General features: G+C 65.1%; 20 protein-coding genes. 11 read left to right on the top strand and 9 right to left on the bottom strand.

Translation table 11 applies throughout. From position 1 onward, the window contains the following. Positions 1–132 precede the first annotated feature (132 nt). Both PQQ53_RS13595 and PQQ53_RS13600 read left to right on the top strand, forming a co-directional pair. Positions 133–996: an ABC transporter permease gene (locus PQQ53_RS13595; protein ID WP_408142110.1), complete on the top strand. Its 864-nt coding sequence runs from the start codon at positions 133–135 to the stop codon at positions 994–996. Positions 997–1,007: 11 nt separating this feature from the next. Continuing rightward, complete coding sequence (locus PQQ53_RS13600; RefSeq protein WP_408142473.1) at positions 1,008–1,796, top strand: ABC transporter ATP-binding protein; 789 nt, start codon at positions 1,008–1,010, stop codon at positions 1,794–1,796. A gap of 191 nt (positions 1,797–1,987) precedes the next feature. Here the strand turns inward: PQQ53_RS13600 and PQQ53_RS13605 are convergent, their stop codons facing one another. Then, positions 1,988–2,191: a cold-shock protein gene (locus PQQ53_RS13605; RefSeq protein ID WP_007181784.1), complete on the bottom strand. Its 204-nt coding sequence runs from the start codon at positions 2,189–2,191 to the stop codon at positions 1,988–1,990. Between the two features lie 380 nt (positions 2,192–2,571). Between PQQ53_RS13605 and PQQ53_RS13610 the strand changes: the two genes are divergently transcribed. Beyond that, positions 2,572–4,017 carry an NAD-dependent succinate-semialdehyde dehydrogenase gene (locus PQQ53_RS13610; protein WP_121319406.1) on the top strand — a complete coding sequence of 482 codons (1,446 nt, stop codon included), beginning with the start codon at positions 2,572–2,574 and terminating at the stop codon, positions 4,015–4,017. A gap of 121 nt (positions 4,018–4,138) precedes the next feature. Next, positions 4,139–4,738, top strand: coding sequence for a GNAT family N-acetyltransferase (locus PQQ53_RS13615; protein ID WP_408142107.1), 600 nt, complete (start codon positions 4,139–4,141; stop codon positions 4,736–4,738). A 130-nt stretch (positions 4,739–4,868) separates the two neighbouring features. Here PQQ53_RS13615 and kdgT read toward each other — a convergent pair whose 3' ends face one another. Beyond that, positions 4,869–5,885 carry a 2-keto-3-deoxygluconate transporter gene (gene kdgT / locus PQQ53_RS13620; protein WP_408142105.1) on the bottom strand — a complete coding sequence of 339 codons (1,017 nt, stop codon included), beginning with the start codon at positions 5,883–5,885 and terminating at the stop codon, positions 4,869–4,871. A gap of 310 nt (positions 5,886–6,195) precedes the next feature. On the opposite strand from kdgT, the gene kduI reads away from it, so the two are divergent. The 6 genes from kduI (at position 6,196) to PQQ53_RS13650 (ending at position 10,247) form a co-directional block, all read left to right on the top strand. Continuing rightward, on the top strand, positions 6,196–7,032 hold the full coding sequence (kduI, locus tag PQQ53_RS13625; protein ID WP_408324443.1) for a 5-dehydro-4-deoxy-D-glucuronate isomerase: 837 nt from the start codon (positions 6,196–6,198) through the stop codon (positions 7,030–7,032). Positions 7,033–7,072: 40 nt separating this feature from the next. Beyond that, complete coding sequence (gene kduD / locus PQQ53_RS13630) at positions 7,073–7,843, top strand: 2-dehydro-3-deoxy-D-gluconate 5-dehydrogenase KduD (protein WP_408324444.1); 771 nt, start codon at positions 7,073–7,075, stop codon at positions 7,841–7,843. 131 nt (positions 7,844–7,974) lie between these two features. Beyond that, positions 7,975–8,859: a DNA-binding transcriptional regulator KdgR gene (gene kdgR / locus PQQ53_RS13635; RefSeq protein ID WP_408324446.1), complete on the top strand. Its 885-nt coding sequence runs from the start codon at positions 7,975–7,977 to the stop codon at positions 8,857–8,859. A 514-nt stretch (positions 8,860–9,373) separates the two neighbouring features. Then, on the top strand, positions 9,374–9,499 hold the full coding sequence (locus PQQ53_RS13640; protein ID WP_408324447.1) for a hypothetical protein: 126 nt from the start codon (positions 9,374–9,376) through the stop codon (positions 9,497–9,499). A gap of 52 nt (positions 9,500–9,551) precedes the next feature. After that, the gene (locus PQQ53_RS13645) at positions 9,552–9,920 is read left to right on the top strand and encodes a hypothetical protein (protein WP_408142097.1); all 369 of its coding nucleotides are present in this window, start codon (positions 9,552–9,554) and stop codon (positions 9,918–9,920) included. A 78-nt stretch (positions 9,921–9,998) separates the two neighbouring features. Next, positions 9,999–10,247 carry a hypothetical protein gene (locus tag PQQ53_RS13650; protein WP_408324449.1) on the top strand — a complete coding sequence of 83 codons (249 nt, stop codon included), beginning with the start codon at positions 9,999–10,001 and terminating at the stop codon, positions 10,245–10,247. Positions 10,248–10,363: 116 nt separating this feature from the next. Here PQQ53_RS13650 and PQQ53_RS13655 read toward each other — a convergent pair whose 3' ends face one another. The 6 genes from PQQ53_RS13655 to PQQ53_RS13680 all read right to left on the bottom strand — a co-directional run bounded on the left by PQQ53_RS13655 (position 10,364) and on the right by PQQ53_RS13680 (position 16,246). Beyond that, the gene (locus PQQ53_RS13655; RefSeq protein WP_408142095.1) at positions 10,364–10,615 is read right to left on the bottom strand and encodes a hypothetical protein; all 252 of its coding nucleotides are present in this window, start codon (positions 10,613–10,615) and stop codon (positions 10,364–10,366) included. Positions 10,616–10,815: 200 nt separating this feature from the next. Next, positions 10,816–12,225, bottom strand: coding sequence for an MFS transporter (locus tag PQQ53_RS13660; protein WP_408324450.1), 1,410 nt, complete (start codon positions 12,223–12,225; stop codon positions 10,816–10,818). A gap of 188 nt (positions 12,226–12,413) precedes the next feature. Beyond that, positions 12,414–13,178 carry an SDR family NAD(P)-dependent oxidoreductase gene (locus PQQ53_RS13665; protein WP_408142091.1) on the bottom strand — a complete coding sequence of 255 codons (765 nt, stop codon included), beginning with the start codon at positions 13,176–13,178 and terminating at the stop codon, positions 12,414–12,416. Between the two features lie 31 nt (positions 13,179–13,209). Beyond that, entirely contained in the window at positions 13,210–13,548 is a 339-nt protein-coding gene (locus PQQ53_RS13670) for an NIPSNAP family protein (RefSeq protein WP_408324452.1), read from the bottom strand. Next, positions 13,545–15,362, bottom strand: coding sequence for an FAD-dependent oxidoreductase (locus PQQ53_RS13675; protein WP_408324454.1), 1,818 nt, complete (start codon positions 15,360–15,362; stop codon positions 13,545–13,547). The genes PQQ53_RS13670 and PQQ53_RS13675 overlap by 4 nt, the downstream gene beginning before the upstream one ends. Then, positions 15,359–16,246 carry an SDR family NAD(P)-dependent oxidoreductase gene (locus PQQ53_RS13680; RefSeq protein ID WP_408324455.1) on the bottom strand — a complete coding sequence of 296 codons (888 nt, stop codon included), beginning with the start codon at positions 16,244–16,246 and terminating at the stop codon, positions 15,359–15,361. The genes PQQ53_RS13675 and PQQ53_RS13680 overlap by 4 nt, the downstream gene beginning before the upstream one ends. 166 nt (positions 16,247–16,412) lie before the next feature. Here PQQ53_RS13680 and PQQ53_RS13685 point away from each other — a divergent pair, with 166 nt between their 5' ends. Next, positions 16,413–17,315, top strand: coding sequence for a helix-turn-helix domain-containing protein (locus PQQ53_RS13685; RefSeq protein WP_408142084.1), 903 nt, complete (start codon positions 16,413–16,415; stop codon positions 17,313–17,315). A 41-nt stretch (positions 17,316–17,356) separates the two neighbouring features. Here the strand turns inward: PQQ53_RS13685 and PQQ53_RS13690 are convergent, their stop codons facing one another. Continuing rightward, complete coding sequence (locus PQQ53_RS13690; RefSeq protein WP_408324457.1) at positions 17,357–18,535, bottom strand: 4-hydroxybenzoate 3-monooxygenase; 1,179 nt, start codon at positions 18,533–18,535, stop codon at positions 17,357–17,359. Positions 18,536–18,795: the final 260 nt, after the last annotated feature.

Here is an 18,795-nt window from a genome sequence, read left to right on the forward strand (position 1 = left end):
TGATGCTTCGCCATTTGTCTGGTCGCGGCTGTGTGCCATGCCGTTCGGACGCATAGCCGCTCAACCGCCTATCGGCCATGCGCGGCCGCCAAGCCACCGCACCTTCGTTTCCCCCCTCGCTGACGCACGTTCATGGCCACCGACGAATCGCTCTCCCTGCATCCTCCCACCTACCCCGCCGCCGCTGCCGGCCGCCCGTCGCCGCCGCGCGATCCGCTGAGGCGCTGGCGCATCGCAGGCCTGATCCTGCCGCTCGCGTTCCTCGCGCTGATCGAAGCCCTGGTGCGGGCGTCGATACTGCCGGCGCATCTGGTGCCGGCGCCCAGTTCGATCTTCGAGACCCTCTGGCAGCTCGGCGGCGAGCGTCTTGGCCGCCACCTCGGCGCGAGCACACTGCGGGTGCTCGCGGGTTTCGGCATCGGCGCCGCGCTCGCGCTGCTGGCCGGCGCCGCGATGGGCCTGAGCCGCCGGCTCGACGCGCTGTTCGATCCCGCGTTCCAGGCGTTGCGTGCGATTCCATCGCTCGCGTGGGTGCCGATTCTGCTGCTGTGGATGGGCATCGACGAAGCGCCGAAAATCGCGCTCGTCGCCATCGGCGCGTTTTTCCCGGTGCAACTGAGCGTGGTGGCGGGGATTCGCGGCGTCGATAGAAAACTGCTCGAACTCGGCGAGGTTAACCGCTTGAGTCGCCGGGCGCTGTTCACGCGCATTCTGCTGCCGGCGGCGTTGCCGCAGATCTTCACCGGTCTGCGCACCGGCCTGAGCCTCGCGTGGATGTTCATGGTCGCCGCCGAACTGATCGCGGCCACGCGCGGGCTCGGCTATCTGCTCAGCGACGGACGCGAAACCGGCCGCCCCGACCTCGTGTTCGGCGCGATCCTGCTGCTGGCGCTGCTCGGCAAGCTCAGCGACAGCGTGCTCAAGGCGCTCGAAGCGCGCGTGCTGCGCTGGCGCGACACGGCGAACGATCAGGCGGTTTCGGGAGGTGCGCGGTGAGCGCGGTTGAAGTGTCGACGGGGTTGTCGTCCGGGCCGGCCGCGGGAGCGTCGCGGCTGCTGGACGTGCGGGCGGTGAGCAAGCGCTACGACGCGCGCATGGTGCTCGACCGGGTGAGCTTCGCGCTCGGACGCGGCGAGATCGTCAGCCTGGTCGGTCCGAGCGGATGCGGCAAAAGCACCCTGCTGCGCGTGCTGGCCGGGCTCGATCGCGACTTCGACGGCGAACTGCTGCTCGACGCAGTGGCGCAGCGCGGACCGTCGCCGCGCGTCGGCGTGATTTTTCAGGAGCCCCGCCTGCTGCCGTGGCTGAGCGTGGCCGACAACGTCGCGTTTTCAGCCGGTCCGCGCCAGGGCCATGACCCGCGCGTCGCGCGTCTGCTCGAAGAGGTCGGCCTCGCCGGCATAGGCGCGGCGTTGCCCAAGCAGCTCTCGGGCGGCATGGCGCAGCGTGTGGCGCTTGCGCGCGGGCTGTTCCCGCAGCCGGATCTGTTGCTGCTCGACGAACCGTTCAGCGCGGTCGATGCGATGACGCGCAGGCGTCTGCAGGATCTGTTGCTGTCGTTGACGCGCGCGCACGGCACCGCCGCGCTGATCGTCACACACGATCTGGACGAGGCGCTCTATCTGTCGGACCGGGTGCTGCTGCTCAACGCGGCAGGTCCGCATCGCGCGGGGCGGCTGCTGCGCGACGTGGCGGTGACGGGACGGCATCCACGCGAGCGGCGCGACGAAACCCTCGCGGCCCTGCGTGATGAATTGCTCGAAGGAATCGGGGCTGCGGCGGACGGCGGGATTTAAAGAATGTAGCGGCCAAGGGCACGGCTTGACCAGGGCGCAAGTCCCAAGCGTCGGCGTTCGAGCGCCCAGAGGCTGCCTTGAACTCGCGTGCCGGCGTCAGCCGCCACCTTCGCCCATGCGAACCCCACCCACGCTTCACGAAGCAGCCGGCCGCATCTCATCCCGCGTGCGAACCGGCTGCCCCTCTTCCTTCACACCGGCTTGATATCCGCTGCCTGTTTCCCCTTGGGCCCCTGCTTGATCTCAAAGCTGACCTTCTGGTTTTCCTGCAACGATTTGAAGCCCTCGGAGCGAATCTCCGAAAAATGGGCGAAAAGATCTTCGCCGCCGTCATCGGGTGTGATGAAGCCAAATCCTTTCGCGTCGTTGAACCACTTCACTGTACCGGTTGGCATGTCGATTCCTCGTGTGCATCTGGGTTGATTGGAGTTTGTTCGCTGTCTTCGCCTGCCGCGCCGGGAACTTGCCTCGCGCTGCTCTCTCCTGCTTCAGCGCCGTCCGCCGTCGCGGGCCGGGCCTGCTCCCACCGCGGCAACGGCCACAGCCATCTGACTTTACGCCTGTTTGCGCGGCGCTGCTCCTACCGTTTTCCCGGTGCCGCGACAACCGCCCCGCAAGCGGCGTGCCGCGTGCCGCAATCGAGGCGGCGGCCGATGCGATGACGCGCAATCAGATAAGATGATTGCTATCGGCAGTCCATCCATGGCCGCGCAGGTCGGTTTCATCGCTTCAGGATCGCGCGGCCTGTCGTTTTTCCCAACTACAGGAACCCAGCATGGCCATTTCGAGCTATACCGATACCCGACTTCTGATTAACGGCGAGTGGTGTGATGCTGCCAGCGGCAAGACGCTCGACGTCATCAACCCGGCCACCGGCCAGGCCATCGGCAAAGTGGCGCACGCCGGCATCGCCGACCTCGACCGCGCGCTCGAAGCCGCGCAACGCGGCTTCGAAGCATGGCGCAAGATTCCGGCCAACGAGCGCGCCACGACGATGCGCAAGGCCGCGGCTCTGGTGCGCGAACGCGCTTCCGACATCGGCCGCCTGATGACGCAGGAACAGGGCAAGCCGTTCGCCGAAGCGCGCGTCGAAGTGCTGGCCGCCGCGGACATCATCGAGTGGTTCGCCGACGAAGGCCGCCGCGTGTATGGCCGCATCGTGCCGTCGCGCAACCTCGCCGCGCAGCAACTGGTGCTCAAGGAGCCGATCGGCCCGGTCGCGGCGTTCACGCCGTGGAACTTCCCGGTCAACCAGGTGGTGCGCAAGCTCTCCGCGGCGCTCGCCTGCGGCTGCTCGTTCCTCGTGAAGGCGCCGGAAGAAACCCCGGCATCGCCGGCGGCACTGCTGCAGGCATTCGTCGAAGCGGGCGTGCCGGCGGGCACGGTCGGCCTCGTGTTCGGCGACCCGGCTGAAATTTCCAGCTACCTGATCCCGCACCCGGTGATCCGCAAGGTCACGTTCACGGGCTCGACGCCGGTCGGCAAGCAACTGGCCGCCCTCGCCGGCGCGCACATGAAGCGCGCGACCATGGAGCTGGGCGGTCACGCGCCGGTGATCGTCGCTGAAGACGCCGACGTGGCGCTCGCCGTCAAGGCGGCCGGCGGCGCGAAGTTCCGCAACGCCGGCCAGGTCTGCATCTCGCCGACGCGCTTTCTCGTGCACAACAGCATCCGTGAAGAATTCGCCGCGGCGCTGGTCAAGCACGCCGAAAGCCTGAAGCTCGGCGACGGCCTCGCGGAAGGCACGACCCTCGGGCCGCTCGCCAACGCGCGCCGTCTCTCCGCAATGACCAAGGTGCTCGACGACGCGCGCAAGACCGGCGCCAAGGTCGAAACCGGCGGCGAACGCGTGGGCTCGGAAGGCAACTTCTTCGCGCCGACCGTGCTGACCAACGTGTCGCTCGAAGCCGACGTGTTCAACAACGAACCGTTCGGCCCGATCGCCGCGATTCGCGGCTTCGACAAGCTCGAAGACGCGATCGCCGAAGCCAACCGTCTGCCGTTCGGCCTCGCGGGCTACGCGTACACGAAGTCGTTCAGCAACGTGCACCTGCTGTCGCAGCAAATGGAAGTCGGCATGCTGTGGATCAACCAGCCGGCCACGCCTTCGCCGGAAATGCCGTTCGGCGGCGTGAAGGATTCGGGCTACGGCTCGGAAGGCGGACCGGAAGCGATGGAAGGCTATCTGGTCACCAAGGCGGTGTCGGTGCTGGCGGCTTAAGGTTTAGCCGCCACGGGCTGAAGGCCGGTCGGCGCAAGTCGAGTCAGGCGTTTCGGCCCGTACCGTTCGACGTCACTGCATCGGGTCCGCGAGCCAAAAACTCGCGGACTTTTTTATTGCCATGAATCACGACACTTCCCCACTCATGCAACCCACGCTGACCGGCGCGACGGTCGAGCTCCGGCCGCTTCGGCAGGAACACGCGCAAGCGTTGCTCGACGCCGCCGCCGACGGCCAACTCTGGAACATGAAGCTGACCGTCGTGCCCGGACCGGCCACCATCGGCGGCTATATCGCGAGCGCGCTCGACGGCTGCGCGGCCGGCACCGTGATGCCGTTCGTGATCGTGCTGCGCGCGAGCGGCGCGATTGTCGGCAGCACGCGCTTCTGGAAGATCGACCGCGCGAACCGCAAGCTCGAAATCGGTCATACGTGGTTGAGCGAATCGGTGCAGCGCTCGGCGGTCAACACCGAGGCAAAGTATCTGCTGCTGAGCGAGGCGTTCGACGCAATGCAATGCGTGCGCGTGCAGTTCACGACCGATGCGCTCAACGAGCGCTCACGCGCGGCGATTCTGCGCATCGGTGCGAAACAGGAAGGAGTGGTCCGGCATGAACGGATCATGCCGGATGGGCGCAAGCGCAACTCGGTGCGCTTTAGCATCATCGATGACGAATGGTCCGGGGTGAAGACGATGCTGGAAGCGAAGCTCGCGCGTTAATCGGCGCGGCCTCGCGGACGGTCTAGGCTGCAGATGCCGCTCAAGGCCCGCCGCGCTCCGATCCAACGCGCGCACGCGGGCCACTTACCGGTTGCCTTGCAACCTCACGCAACCGCACGACCTCACCGTCTCAAACGTGCGCGTCGCGCTCATTGAGCGGCGCCGCCTGCGCCGCCGCGAACTCCTCGCGCAACGCATCGCGTGCGTGATGCCGGCGTACCCACAGCGCGGTGAGAATCGGCACCAGAATCGCGGTCACGAGGCAAGCCGTCGCGACCATCGCCGTCGCGGCCGGCACCAGCGGCTTGAAGCTCGGAATCATGTCGCCGATGATCGCCGGATTGGCCACCGCGGCCCCCGCCGTCGACGATGCCGCCAGCCCCGCCGCCCCATTGCCGCCGGCAATCCAGCGGTCGGCGAGAATCAGCGGAATGCCCGTCACGACGATCACCGCGAGACCGAGCACGATGCCCGGCAAGCCGCTCGTGACGATCACGTTCAGGTCGATGCCGTTGCCGAGCGCAAAGCCAAAAAACGGAATCAGCGGATGCACGCAGCGGCCGAACAGATCGCGCAGATCGCTGTCGAAATTGCCCAGCGCGAAGCCGATCAGGAACGGCAGCACCGCGCCGACAAAGAGCCGTGGCTCGAAGAACGCGACGCCCGTCGCGCCCAGAATGATCATGCTGACGAGCGGTCCCGATTCGACCGACATCAGCACGAACGCGCCCGCCTCCTCCTTGGTCCCGTATTGCTGCATCACCGCGGCATAGAGGCCGCCGTTGGTCATGTCCATCGAAGTCGTGATTGCGAGGATCGAGAGTCCGGCGAATAGCCCGGTCTTGATGCCGTCGACCGGAATGAAGCGCGCCGCGATCATCGTCACGATCCACGCGACCAGCATCTTGGTCGCGAGCAGCGTGCCCGACTTGCGCAGCACGGTGCCGGTCGCCCGCAGGTCGATCGTCGCCCCCATGCAGAAGAACCACACCGCCAGAATCGGCACGGTGCCGGTGATCAGGCCGTTGCTGAACGACCCGAAATATTTGCCCGCGCCGGGCGCGAACGTATGGACACAGGCGCCGAGCAGCAGCGGAACCAGCATCAACCCGCCGGGAATGCGGTCGAGGGCCTTTTTGATCTTCATGCCTCCTCCATGGACTTTGCGTCCTGTTGGTCGGGTGAATCACCCGGGGTAAGGTCGCCGGTCTGACGCCGGTCTGCTCCCTTTCGGCGCAATATAACATCGTGAAAGGAACGTCGTTCCGATTCTCTTTATAAATTCGGCTCATCGTTTACCCGCCTGCATGGCGAACGCTTTACCAGGCTCGAAGACACGCCATAATTTTTCGGACCACTGTTCCGAAACTGCGAATCTGCGCTACAGTCCCGAACAGATCGGCGTGGCGGCGCGGGCGGGGCGGCCCCACGGAAAGCGAATCGAACGGAGAAACAACATGGAAGTGAGACAGGCCATCAACAGCGAGTATGCGAAGACGCTCGATACCGCCGGGCTGCGCAAAACGTTTCTGGTCGAGGAGGTGTTCGAGCGCGACGCGTTGAAGCTCACCTATAGCCATATCGACCGGATCATCGTCGGCGGTGTGTGGCCGGCGACGCGCGCAGTCGAGGTGCCCGGCTCGCTCGGCAAGTCGATCGGCGTCAACTATCTGCTGGAGCGGCGCGAACTCGGGGCGATCAACATCGGCGGCGACGGCTGGGTCGATGTCGACGGTACGCGCCATACGGTGCGCAACGAGGAAGCGATCTACATCGGCAAGGGTGCGCAGGCGATCGCATTCGGCAGCGACGACGCCGCGCGCCCGGCGAAGTTCTATCTGAACTGCGCGCCCGCGCACGAGTCGCATCCGACCCGCAGGATCACGCTCGCGCAGGCATCGCCGCAAACGCTCGGCGATCCGGCCACGAGCAACCGCCGCACCATCTACAAGTTCATCGTGCCCGAGGTGCTGCCCACCTGCCAGCTGTCGATGGGCATGACCAGGCTCGAACCGGGCAGCCTGTGGAACACGATGCCCTGCCACACCCACGAGCGGCGCATGGAAGTGTATTTCTACTTCAACGTCGCCGACGACGCCGCCGTCTTTCACATGATGGGCGAGCCACATGAAACGCGGCACATTCTCGTGCACAACGAACAGGCGGTGATCTCGCCGAGCTGGTCGATTCACTCGGGCGTCGGTACGCGCGCATACACGTTCATCTGGGGCATGGTCGGCGAGAACCAGGTGTTCGGCGACATGGATCACCTCGCGATCGGCGACCTGCGTTGAGGGCCCGTCCGCTTTATCCCGACGACCATCCGCATACGACATGGGTTTGAATAACGTGAATACTTTCGATCTCACCGGCAAGGTCGCCATCGTCACCGGCAGCAATACGGGGCTCGGCGCCGCGATGGCGCTCGCGCTCGCCGCGGCCGGCTGCGACATCATCGGCGTGAGCCGTGCCGACGCCGGCGCCACGCCCGCGCGCGTCGCGGCCATTGGGCGCCGTTTCGCCGACGTGCGCGCCGACCTCGGCTCGATCGCGCCGGTCGACGACATCGTGCGCGCGGCGGTCGAGGCCTTCGGCCGCGTCGACGTGCTCGTGAACAACGCCGGCATCATCCGTCGCGAGGACGCGCTCGACTTCACCGAAGACGATTGGGACGCCGTCGTCGACGTCAATCTGAAGAGTCTGTTCTTTCTGTCGCAAGCCACGGCGCGGCAGTTCGTCAGGCAGCAAAGCGGCGGCAAGATCATCAACGTCGCGTCGATGCTGTCGTTCCAGGGCGGCATCCGGGTCGCCTCTTATACGGCGGCGAAAAGCGGCGTGCTCGGTCTGACGCGGCTGCTCGCCAACGAATGGGCCGCGCAGCGCATCAACGTGAACGCGATCGCGCCGGGCTACATGGCAACCGCCAACACGACGGCGTTGCGCGAGGACGCGCAGCGCAACGAGGAGATTGTCGGGCGGATTCCGGCGGGCCGCTGGGGCGCGCCGGAAGATCTCGCGGGGCCGGTCGTATTTCTCGCGTCGTCCGCTTCGGACTACGTGCACGGGCATACACTGGCGGTAGACGGCGGGTGGCTCGCGCGCTAGCGGCAGACACGCGCGCGAAGCGGTATGCTTGCGCGCCTCGCCGCACGAGCGGGCGTGACTGACGTGTTCGATCGCGCGGGCCGGCCACGCAGAGGGGCCGTATGGGTCCGTATAGACAGGGAATGACGGAAATGGCAGCAACAGGCAAACAGCGCAAGGACGACGCCGCCGCGCAGATACAGGACGCAGAGAGCGGCGAGTCCGGCAACGGCGGCGAACGGGGCGAACGGGGCGAATCGGCGTCGTCGATCGGCCGCGTGTTCGCGATTCTCGGCGCGATCGGCGACGGCGGACAGATCGGCATCAGCGAGCTGTCGCAACGGCTCGCAATGTCGAAGACCACCGTGCATCGCGTGATCCAGACGCTCAAGGCGCTCGGCTATGTGACCCAGGAAGTCGAGACCGAGCGCTACCGGCTCACGATCCGTCTGTTCGAACTCGGCGCGAAGGCGCTGGAGAGCGTCGATCTCGTGCGCGAGGCCGACGTCGAAATGCGGCGCATCGGCCAGGTGACGCGCGAAGCGGTGCACCTCGGCGCATTCGACGAAGACGCGATCATCTACATCCACAAGATCGACGCCGACTACGGCTTGCGCATGCAGTCACGCATCGGCCGGCGCAATCCGCTGCACAGCACGGCGATCGGCAAGGTGCTGCTCGCGTGGATGGACCCGGCCGACGCGCGCGAAGTGCTTTCGCATGTCGAGTTTCGCAAGTCGACGCAGAAAACCCTCACCTGCGCCGAAGCGGTGCTCAGCATCCTGCCTCACGTGCGCGAGCAAGGTTATGGCGAAGACAACGAGGAGCAGGAAGAAGGACTGCGGTGCATCGCGGTGCCGGTGTTCGATCGCTTCGGCCGCGTGATCGCCGGCCTGTCGGTGTCGTTTCCGACGATGCGTTGCGGCGCCGACACGAAGTCGCACTATGTCGCGTTGCTCAAGCAGTCGGGTCTTGCGATCTCGGCGCGGCTCGGCTATCGCGAAACGACGGCGCCGGAGCCTGCACCGGCGGGATAAACGACGCGCTGCAATGACGGCGCTGTTGACTCGACCCGGCCTTGGCGCCGTCACGCCTGTGTGAACGCCGGACGCACATCTTGTCGATTTTACGCATCGAACCTTATCCAGAACTGATGGCACTCGCGTCGTGTCGCGCCTCGACCACTCAGGCCGGCGGCCGCGCCGCTCGCCATGCAACGTCACGCCTCAGTCTGCAACTGAATGTATCCGCCCGGCTTATCCGCGGCGAAACACGATGCGATCCACTTGCCGGCAATTGATGCATTGACCGCTCAATGCGCGCAGTCATGCGCAATGCGTGGGCGCCGCGTTTTTTTCATAGTCTGTTCAATGGCTTGCGGCTGTTGCGGCAAGCTCGCCATCGCCCGATGAAACGCTCCCTCGACGCCCTCCTCACACGCCGCGCCCGTTAGCCACGCGCGTTCGCATCGACACGTCCTGTTACACACAAACACAACGAAAATGCCGCCGCTCAGTAGAGTTCGCTTCACAAGCAAAACGGAGCAACGACATGAAAAGAATTCTCGCCCTGGTCATTCTGGCAGCAACGCTCGGCAGCACGCTGAGCGGTTGCATCGTGGTCCCCGAAGGCGGCTATCGCGATCACGACCACCACCGCGATCACGACCATTACTAATGCGCATCGCGCGCGAGCATGTCCCCTCAATCGTAGAGACCGAGAATAAAACATGAGCAATTCAAAAAACCGCTGGCTCTCGTTGGCGATCGTTGCAGGCGTGGGAATCGGCGCATCGTCGGCCGCGCTGGCCCACGTCGATGTCGGCGTGAACATCGGCGTGCCGGGTGTCGTGTACGCACCCGAGCCGGTGTATGCGCCGCCCCCGCCTCCGCCGGTGTACGCACCTGCGCCGCCGCCCGTGGTCGTGGTGAGCCCCGGCTGGTACGGCGAGCGCTATTACGACGGCCACCGCTACTGGGAACGGCGCGAATGGGAAGAGCGTCATGACGACCGGCGCGAGTGGCGCGAGGCTCGCGGCCCGCACGGTCACGACAACGGCTGGCATGGCCATGGCGACGACCACGGGCACAATCACTGATGCCCGGACGGCGGCTGCGTCGATGACGCAGCCGTATCGCGTGGGCATGCTCGCCACCCCTTTTGCAGGAGCGACGAATTGCTACGCAACGATCCAAGACGAGTAACGGCGCACATCGATGGTTCGCTCATCTGCGCCGAATACAGCGAACAAACTGGTCAATTGTGTTTGCGCCAGGACGGCACGCTGTTGCGCGAGTGGTTCCCACCGCATTCGTGGATGGCGATTGCATCGGTGGCGGGCGCACAGCATTGGGGGACTCGCCCTACCGACGATGAACTGCATGCGCTGCTGCGCAACGAGATGGCGTTGTTGCGTACGCCCTGACTGGAACCCCGACGCCACGCGCGCGACGAATCGCTCGTCGCGCGGTGGGTCATGTATGGCTTCGTTAAGTGCTTACGCGCGAGCCATTCTTATGAATACCTCGCCCGCACCTGCGCTCAACGCGCGTTGTAGATCGGCGGCGAGTAGGAGCTGACCGTCGTGTCGGTGCCGCGACCGGACTGCGACGTACCGTGGCTGCTTGCACCATACCCGCTGTCATCCGTTCGGGCTGCGTGATGCGGGCGGGCGGCTGGCGTCTGCGTGGCCTGCGAGTCCTGAGAACCGGGATCACCGGCCGGTTGGGCGAACGATGCGACCGGCGCGGCAAGAACGACGGCGAGAGCAACAGTTTGAATGAGCAACTTCATGACACCACCTCCAGAGATTGTCTCCACATGCGCTCCCGCGTGACTCGCGCGGCAGCATTGAAGGCAGTGTAGGTGGCTCACCTGACGGGATAAATCCGTCAATCACGAATTCACTGTTGTTTTTCAGACCACAATGAAAGTGGCTGCCGGTCATGAAGGCGTGGCGCCATTGTGCGGCACACCCCTTTGCCACGCAGCGGTCATTCGAGCGCGACGGCAGGATTTGCCCCCTGCTCCGAAGACGCGTCTGCCCGCACGCGCCGCGTCATCAGATACACACCGCTCGCGGCGATCACCGACGGCACGGCCAGCAGACTGAACACCGCGCCGAACTGCCAGCCGAGCCCCATCAGCACGGCGCCGACCAGCGCGCCCGCCACACCGCCGATGCGGCCGATCCCCAGCATCCACGCTACCCCCGTCGCGCGCGCCCGGGTCGGATAGAAGCTCGCGGCGAGCGCCGACATCGACGTGACCGCGCTCGTCGCCACCGTGCCGGTGAGGAAGATCAGCGTGCCGAGCCAGACCTGATGTCCAACGCCACGTCCGACCAGCAGCACCAGCACACCCACCAGGACGAAGGTCAGCGCCACCACGCGATGCCCGGCAAAACGGTCCATGATCCAGCCGACGCACAGATTGCCGAGTACGCCGCCAAGGGGAAAAAGCGAGGTCATTAGCGCGGCTTTTTCGCCGGAGAAACCGGTGTCCTTGAACAGCGTCGGCAGCCAGTTGGTCAGCAGGTAATAGATCAGCAAGCCCATGAAATACGCGAGCCACAGCATGAGCGTGCCGAAGCGGTAACGTGAGGACAGCACGATGGCGAGCGCCCACTGAGGACGCGCGCCGGATTTGCTCGCGTTGCTTGCCGCAGCCTCGTGGCCTGCGCGCGCATCCACCGCGACGAAGCGGCATCCTTCGAAGCGGCTATGCGGCGCAATACGTTGCAGGATCCGCGCGATGCGCCGATCCGCCTGCCTGCGCACGGCAAGAAACTGCACCGACTCCGGCAGCAGCAGAATCAGCAGCACGGTCAGCGCGATCGGGCCGACGCCGCCTGCCACCAGTACGCTGGGCCAGCCGAAATGCGGAATCAGCCACGCGGAAGCCACACCGCCAATCGCCAGTCCGCACGAAAATCCGCAGAACATCCCGTTGACCGCGACCGCGCGAAGCCGCGCCGGCGCGTATTCGGACATCAGCGTGACGGCGTTCGGCATCGCCGCGCCGAGGCCCAGCCCCGTGAGAAAGCGCAGCAGCGTCAGCGCTTCGATCGAGTTCGCGCGAGCCGCCGCGAGACTCCACACGCCGAAGAAGAACACCGACAACACCAGCACCGTTTTGCGTCCGAGACGATCCGCGAAAGGACCGGCCGCGAGCGCGCCGATCCCGAGCCCGACGAGCGCCGCGCTCATCACGGGCCCGAGCGAGCTGCGCGCGATGCCCCACTGCTGCACCAGTGACGGCGCGATGAAGCCGACCGCGGCCGTATCGAAGCCATCCGCGGCAACGACGAGAAAGCACAGCAGGAGAATCGTCCATTGATACGGCGAAAAGCGCTGCTCGTCGATGAAGGCCTGAACATCCACATTGCGTTCGGAGCGGATCATTTGAGGTCTCCCCGAGCGAGGGTGGCGCGTGTTTCACGACCGTACGGGCGCAGGACTTTCGCCCTGCCTGGTTGAGGCTTTTTCATTGCGGTGTCTCCGTGATATGACGAGGTGTTTTTTATTGTTCGGAATGCTATGAATAATGCGGCTGCCTATGCCGAGATTCGCTCGCGGCGTTCAGGAGGCTGTCAGTCGCCGGCGGCGCCGTACGCATGCCAGCCTCCATCGACGCTCAGCACCGTGCCGGTGATGTAGCTCGCCGCGTCCGACGCGAGGAAGCTGATTGCCCGCGCGATTTCATCCGGCTGTGCGAGGCGGCCCATCGGGGTGCGCCGCTCGATGGCCTGCAGATTCATCTGGCCGTTGCGCTTGAGCGTCTCCACCAGTTCGGTGGCGACATAGCCTGGCGCCACGGCGTTCACGCGGACGCCGTCGCGCGCCCATTCGCAGGCGAGCGAACGCGTCATCGCCACGATGCCCGCCTTCGCGGCGCCGTATGCGTTGCGCGCCGGGATGCCGGCGAGCCCCGCAATCGAGCCGAGATTGACGATCGCGCCGCTGCGCTGCGCGAGCATGACTCGGGCCGCCTCGCGGCATGCGAGGAAGGTGCCGCGCACATGGATGTCGAGTAGCCGGTCGAACGCTTCGACGTTCTGCTCGATCGTCGGATGCGGTTGATCGCCGTTGCCTGCGTTGTTGACCAGCACGTCGAGCCGCCCGAAACGCTCGATGCATGCGCCGATCAGCGCGCGCACGTCGGCTTCGACGGCCACATCTGCGCCGATGCCCAGATGAGCCGCACCTAATGCCTGCGCGCGTTCGCCAGCACGATTCGCATCCATGTCGGCAATGACCACGCTATAGCCTTCCTGCGCGAAACGTTGTGCGCTCGCCCAGCCGATACCGTTCGCGGCGCCTGTCACGAGCGCGACGCGTCGTGTTCGATCGTTCATGTTTTGTCTCCTCCTGAATGATGCGGCGCCGCTAGCGAAGCATCGCCAGGCTCCTGAAATCGACGCGTTTGATGATGCGGCTTTCCTGCGCGACGATCAGATGCGCCGACGCCTGCAAATACGCGGGCCATTGCGGATCGGCGTCGCGCGCGGTGCGACGCCGGTCGTAGTCGGCGATGCTCTCGTAGCCCCACAGATGCACGACCTGATTCAGCGCGCCGATGTCGCTCATATAGAAGCCGACCGGCGCACCGAGATACTTCACCTGGATCGGCATGGCCAGCCGGTCGAATACCTCGATGAATTCCGCCATGCCGCGCGGGCGGATCGTATAGATGCGGTGATCGACAAACGGTTTGCCGCTGCTCATGTGCCTGTCCTCAACACGGTTTCGGTGTTGCGGGCGCCTGCGTTGCCGCCCCGGTCGTGACTTGCGTTCGCGCCGCTTGCACCAGTTTCACCGGTCTCACCGACGCCTGCCAGATGCCGCCCGGTGATGTAACCGAACGTCATGATCGGGCCAAGCGTGATGCCTGCGCCGGGATAGTTGCCGCCCATCACACTCGCGCGATCGTTGCCGACTGCATACAAGCCGGAAATCGGCGCGCCGGCTTCGTCGAGCACTTCGCCGGTCACTTTGGTCGAAATGCCATCGAAGGTGCCGAGGTCGCCCATCACCACCTTCAGCGCGTAATACGGGCCATTGCCGATCGGCGCGACGCATGGATTCGGACGGTGCTCCGGGTCTGCAAGATAGCGGTTGAACGAGGTCGTGCCGCGCCCGAACTCGGGGTCTTCGCCGCGCACTGCATCGGCGTTGTAGCGTTTCACCGTCGCTTCCAGCGCCGCACCGTCGAGCCCCGCGTTGCGCGCGAGTTCGGCAAGCGTGCGGCCGCTCGTCAGATAGCCGTTGCGCAGCAGCGGTCCGAGCGGGACCGGGGCGGGCTTCGCGAAACCAAGCCCGTATTTGCGGATTGTCGCGTGATCGCAGATCAGCCACATCGCGGTTTCGCGCTCGTTCGCGCACGCGTCGATCATCGCCGCGCCCACGTCGTGATACGAATTCGCTTCGTTGGTGAAGCGTTTGCCCGCGCGCGTCACGCCGATGATCCCAGGCTTGTAGCGATCGAGCAGATGCGGAAACACGCCGACGCTGCCATCGCGCATCGGCACACGCGAGACCGGCATCCAGGCCGCCGGTTGCGGATAACGGATCGTCACTTTCGCGCCCAGCCGTTCCGCCATGCCGACGCCGTCGCCGGTATTGCCGGTCGGCACCGGCGACACGTGCTCACCGCCACGCCGCACGTGCGGATACGCACGGGCGATGCGCGCCACGTCATGCGAGAAGCCGCCGCACGCGAGCACGACGCCGCGCCGCGCGGTAATGCGCATCTCGCCGTCTGGTCCGCTAACGAGCGCACCCGTCACGCGTTGGCCCGCGACGGTCAACTCGCGCGCCGCGGTGTTCGTGTGAACCGGAATGCCGAGGTCGAGCGCGGACTTCGCGAGTCGTGCGGCGAGCGCGTTGCCGCTCGTGACCTGTACGCCGCGCCGGTACAGCGCGAGATCCTTCAGGTGGCTTGCAAGGCGCTTCGCCACGTACAGCGCGGACGTCAACGAGCGCGTCGCGTTGAAAAAGTGCTTGAGGTCCGCGTTCGACGAATTGAACATCATGCCGATGAACGTGATCGTCTTCAGCGGCGGCCGCAAACGCCCGATGTCCTTGCCGAGCGCGCGTGCATCGAACGGCGCGGCTACCACCGAGCGGCCGATATCCACGCCGCCGCCCACGTTTGGGTGATAGTCGGGATAGAGCGTCGGCACGAATTTGACTGCGGTCTCCCGTTCGAAGAACTCAAGCATGTGCGGGCCGGTGTCGAGAAACGCGTCGACGGCGGCGGCATCGAAAAAGGCGCCGGTCTCGTTGCGCATGTAGGTCAGCGCCGCCTCGCGCGTGTCGCTCACGTGATTGCTGCTAGCGTGACGATTGCCCGGAATCCACAGCACGCCCCCGGAAAACGCGGTCGTGCCGCCAAAGAACGGCTCCTTCTCGATCACGATCACGTCGAGCCCCTGCTTGCGCGCAGTGATGGCCGTCGAGAGGCCGCCCGCGCCCGAACCGATGACGAGCACGTCGCAGGTCAGTGTGGTGTTGCCGATTGCACGTGTTGCGGTAGTCATGATGTGCGTCCTTGTGCGGGGGCTTGGCGAGTGACCGGCGCAGCCGCTGCGGCTTCGAAGCCTGGGCGCGGCACGAGGTCCATCAGCATGCTTTCGAGCCCGCCGTCGACGACGAACTCCGCGCCGTTCACATACGCGGCGCGAGCGCTGCCGAGAAACGCGACGACATCGGCGATGTCGTTGGGCTCGCCGATACGGCGGCTCGCCGTCATCGCGCTGCGGCGCCGCTCGATGTCGCCATGCTCGTAGAACGCGGCGGACAACGGCGTGCGGATCATGCCCGGACACACCGTGTTGCTGCGGATACCGCGCGGCCCCCACTCCGCCGCGATCTGTTTCGACAGCATCGCCACGCCGGCCTTGCCGGGGCTATACGCGCCGCTGTAAGTCTGTGGATGATGCGCGGCCACCGACGCGACATGCACGATCGCGCCCGCGCCCCGTTTCAGCATGCCGTGGCCGAACTGCTGCGAGCACAGCATGTAGCCGGTCAGGTTCACACGCAGCATCGCGTTCCACGCATCCAGCGCGATCTCCTCGATGCCGCCCGGGCGCAGCAGGCCCGCGTTGTTCACCAGCACATCGGCCGCGCCGTACGCCGACTCGACGCCCTGCACGGCGCCGCGCACGCTGTCGATGTCGCCGATATCGCAGGCCAGCGCCAGTGCTTCGATGCCGTTCGCGTTCAACGCTTGCGCAAGCGCGCGGCACTTGTCGTCGTCACGGTCGAGCAATGCGAGCCGCGCGCCGGCCCCGCCCAGCACGTGAGCGATCGCACTGCCGATGCCCCCGGCCGCGCCGCTCACCACGCAGACCTTGCCTTCGAGGCCGAGCCAATGCCGCTGGTTCGCGTCCGCATCGGCTTTCTTTATTTGATTAGTCATCCGAATCTCCATGATTTTGATTGCCGGTATGGCGTGCCGCGTCGATACCTGCACCGCGCTATCCCAGCGCCCCTTTCATGGAAAAAAGTATAGCGACGCGAATGCGCTTGAAATTGGACAAAGGCGGCGCATCGCAGGACAATTCGTACACAGGAGACAAACCGGCATGAGTAAAATCCCTAACTACGATCTGTACGGCGAATCCGCGCGACCGCCCTGGTACGACGCGTTCAATTTCGAATGGATCGCCGAGCGCAGCCGTCCTAACGACTGGCACATCTCCGCTCATCGGCACGACGCGTTGCTGCAGATCCTCTATATCCGCAGCGGAACGGGCCACGTGCTGATAGAAAGCGAAAAGCTCGTGATCGAACCGCCTTGCCTCCTGCTGATTCCCGCGCAAACGGTGCATGGCTTCGTGTTTTCGCCCGAGATCGACGGGCTGGTGATTACCGCCGCGCAGCGGGCTTTGGAGTCGATTTCGAAGGCGGTGTCGCCGGGTCTGTTGCCGGTGCTGCAGCGGCCCGCGCTGATTCCCGTGCGACCCGAGATCGGCGACGACACGCTGATGCCGCTATTCGGTTTGCTGGAGCAGGAATTTCGTGGCAGTGCGCGCGGCCACATCGCCGCGGGCATGTCGTTGATGATTGCACTTTTTGTACAAGTGGCGCGTTTGACCGACGCGGCTTCGGCGGCCAGCGCGGCGGCCGGCGCAACAGTCAACGACCGGCGCGCGGCGCAGATCAAACGGCTGCGCGAACTCGTCGCCGCGCACGTTCGCGAGCATCAGCCGATCGAGTTCTATGCGGGCAAAATCGGCATCACGGCCGCGCAATTGGGCCGCATCTGCCGCGACGAACTCGGCCATTCGCCGATGTCGCTCGTCAACGATCATCTGATACGCGAGGCGCAGCGCGATCTGGTCTATTCAGGCTTGACCATCAAACAGATTGCGCATGCGCTCGGTTTCGAGGACGCGGCTTATTTCAGTCGCTATTTCCGCAAGCAGACCGGCGTCACGCCTACGGAGTTTCAGGCTGCGGCGCATCGGGATTTATCGTTGAACTAGTCACCCGACGCGCTGCGTACGCTACGCGCTTTCGCTTATGTTTATGCGTGCGCTCCAGCGACGCCGACGTAGTTTTCCGCCATGGCGGTGGCCGCCGCACGCGAGGTCGTCACGTATTCGAGTTCGGCCACCTGCAACTGTTGCTCGAACGGCGACGCGCCTTCGATACGGTGCATCATGCTCGTCATCCAGTACGAGAAGTGCTCCGCGCGCCAGATGCGCTTGAGCGCGGTTTCGGTATAGCCGTCCAGCAGATCGCTGCGATTTTCGACGTAGAACGCGTTGAGCGCTTGCGTCAGCACACGCACGTCGGAGACGGCGAGGTTCATGCCCTTCGCGCCCGTCGGCGGCACGATGTGCGCCGCGTCGCCGGCGAGGAAGAGCCGGCCATGCTGCATCGTGGCCGACACGAAACTGCGCATGCCGACAATGTTCTTCTGGAAAATCTTGCCGTCGACGATCTTCTGCCCGTCGTGCGAATCGACACGTGCGTGCAATTCGGCCCAGATACGATCGTCGGACCAGTTCTCGACCGAGTCCTTCGGATCGCACTGAAAGTACATGCGCTGCACGTTCGGCGAGCGCGTGCTGATCAGCGCGAAGCCGCGGTCGTGGCGTGCATAGATCAGTTCCGCCGACGACGGCGGCCCTTCGCACAGGATACCGAACCAACCGAACGGGTAGACGCGCTCATAGTCTTTGCGCAGCGCCTGCGGAATCGATGCGCGCGAGACGCCTTGCGATCCGTCGCAGCCGATCACGAAGTCGCATTGCAGCTCGCAGGCTTCGCCTTCGTGGCGATAGCGGATCGCCGGCTTGTCGGTATCGATGCCGTGAATCGACGTCTCCGACACGCCGAAACGCAGCGCGCCATTCGCGGCCACGCGCGCCGCGACCAGATCCTTGATCACTTCGTGCTGTGCATAGACCGTGATCGAATGGCCGGTGAGTCCGGTCAGATCGATGCGGCGGCGCTTGCCTTCGAACGCCAGTTCGAAGCCATGATGCAGTGCGCCTTCGGCTTTCATGCGCGCGCCGACGCCGGCTTCGCTCAGCAGGTCCATCGTGCCCTGTTCGAGCACGCCCGCGCGGATGGTGGATTCGATCTGTTCGCGTGTGCGCGTTTCGAGCACGACCGACTCGATGCCCCGCAAATGAAGAAGGTGGGAAAGCAGCAGGCCCGCGGGCCCAGCACCGATGATGCCAACTTGGGTGCGCATGAGATGTCTCCTGAATGCGGCGATTGATTTGCACTCAGTGTGACGATCATGGCCCGTATCGTGCAACGCGATATGACGGATAGGCTGTATCGCTTATGGCGATAAACAACGTTTCCGGGGCGACGGCGCTGATGGGTGACAATGCGCGCTAACGCCGTACTGGCTGGGCTTGCAGCGTCTCGATGAGGATCGTCGCGCAATCACTCGACTTCAGGTGGGCTTAAGGTAAACCCCGAGCGCGTCCGTCAGGCCAGAAACAA

The sequence above is a fragment of the Paraburkholderia strydomiana genome (assembly GCF_046030495.1).
Lineage (GTDB): Bacteria > Pseudomonadota > Gammaproteobacteria > Burkholderiales > Burkholderiaceae > Paraburkholderia > Paraburkholderia strydomiana_A.

Excerpts from the sequence above, each read along its gene's own strand:
- PQQ53_RS13665 (WP_408142091.1), bottom strand. The coding sequence starts at position 13,178 with ATGAACGATCGAACACGACGCGTCGCGCTCGTGACAGGCGCCGCGAAC.
- PQQ53_RS13660 (WP_408324450.1), bottom strand. The coding sequence starts at position 12,225 with ATGATCCGCTCCGAACGCAATGTGGATGTTCAGGCCTTCATCGACGAG.
- PQQ53_RS13610 (WP_121319406.1), top strand. The coding sequence starts at position 2,572 with ATGGCCATTTCGAGCTATACCGATACCCGACTTCTGATTAACGGCGAG.
- PQQ53_RS13680 (WP_408324455.1), bottom strand. The coding sequence starts at position 16,246 with ATGACTAATCAAATAAAGAAAGCCGATGCGGACGCGAACCAGCGGCAT.
- PQQ53_RS13690 (WP_408324457.1), bottom strand. The coding sequence starts at position 18,535 with ATGCGCACCCAAGTTGGCATCATCGGTGCTGGGCCCGCGGGCCTGCTG.
- PQQ53_RS13595 (WP_408142110.1), top strand. The coding sequence starts at position 133 with ATGGCCACCGACGAATCGCTCTCCCTGCATCCTCCCACCTACCCCGCC.
- kduD (WP_408324444.1), top strand. The coding sequence starts at position 7,073 with ATGGGTTTGAATAACGTGAATACTTTCGATCTCACCGGCAAGGTCGCC.
- PQQ53_RS13645 (WP_408142097.1), top strand. The coding sequence starts at position 9,552 with ATGAGCAATTCAAAAAACCGCTGGCTCTCGTTGGCGATCGTTGCAGGC.
- PQQ53_RS13655 (WP_408142095.1), bottom strand. The coding sequence starts at position 10,615 with ATGAAGTTGCTCATTCAAACTGTTGCTCTCGCCGTCGTTCTTGCCGCG.
- PQQ53_RS13675 (WP_408324454.1), bottom strand. The coding sequence starts at position 15,362 with ATGACTACCGCAACACGTGCAATCGGCAACACCACACTGACCTGCGAC.
- kdgR (WP_408324446.1), top strand. The coding sequence starts at position 7,975 with ATGGCAGCAACAGGCAAACAGCGCAAGGACGACGCCGCCGCGCAGATA.
- PQQ53_RS13605 (WP_007181784.1), bottom strand. The coding sequence starts at position 2,191 with ATGCCAACCGGTACAGTGAAGTGGTTCAACGACGCGAAAGGATTTGGC.
- PQQ53_RS13615 (WP_408142107.1), top strand. The coding sequence starts at position 4,139 with ATGAATCACGACACTTCCCCACTCATGCAACCCACGCTGACCGGCGCG.
- PQQ53_RS13685 (WP_408142084.1), top strand. The coding sequence starts at position 16,413 with ATGAGTAAAATCCCTAACTACGATCTGTACGGCGAATCCGCGCGACCG.
- kdgT (WP_408142105.1), bottom strand. The coding sequence starts at position 5,885 with ATGAAGATCAAAAAGGCCCTCGACCGCATTCCCGGCGGGTTGATGCTG.
- PQQ53_RS13670 (WP_408324452.1), bottom strand. The coding sequence starts at position 13,548 with ATGAGCAGCGGCAAACCGTTTGTCGATCACCGCATCTATACGATCCGC.
- PQQ53_RS13640 (WP_408324447.1), top strand. The coding sequence starts at position 9,374 with ATGAAAAGAATTCTCGCCCTGGTCATTCTGGCAGCAACGCTCGGCAGC.
- kduI (WP_408324443.1), top strand. The coding sequence starts at position 6,196 with ATGGAAGTGAGACAGGCCATCAACAGCGAGTATGCGAAGACGCTCGAT.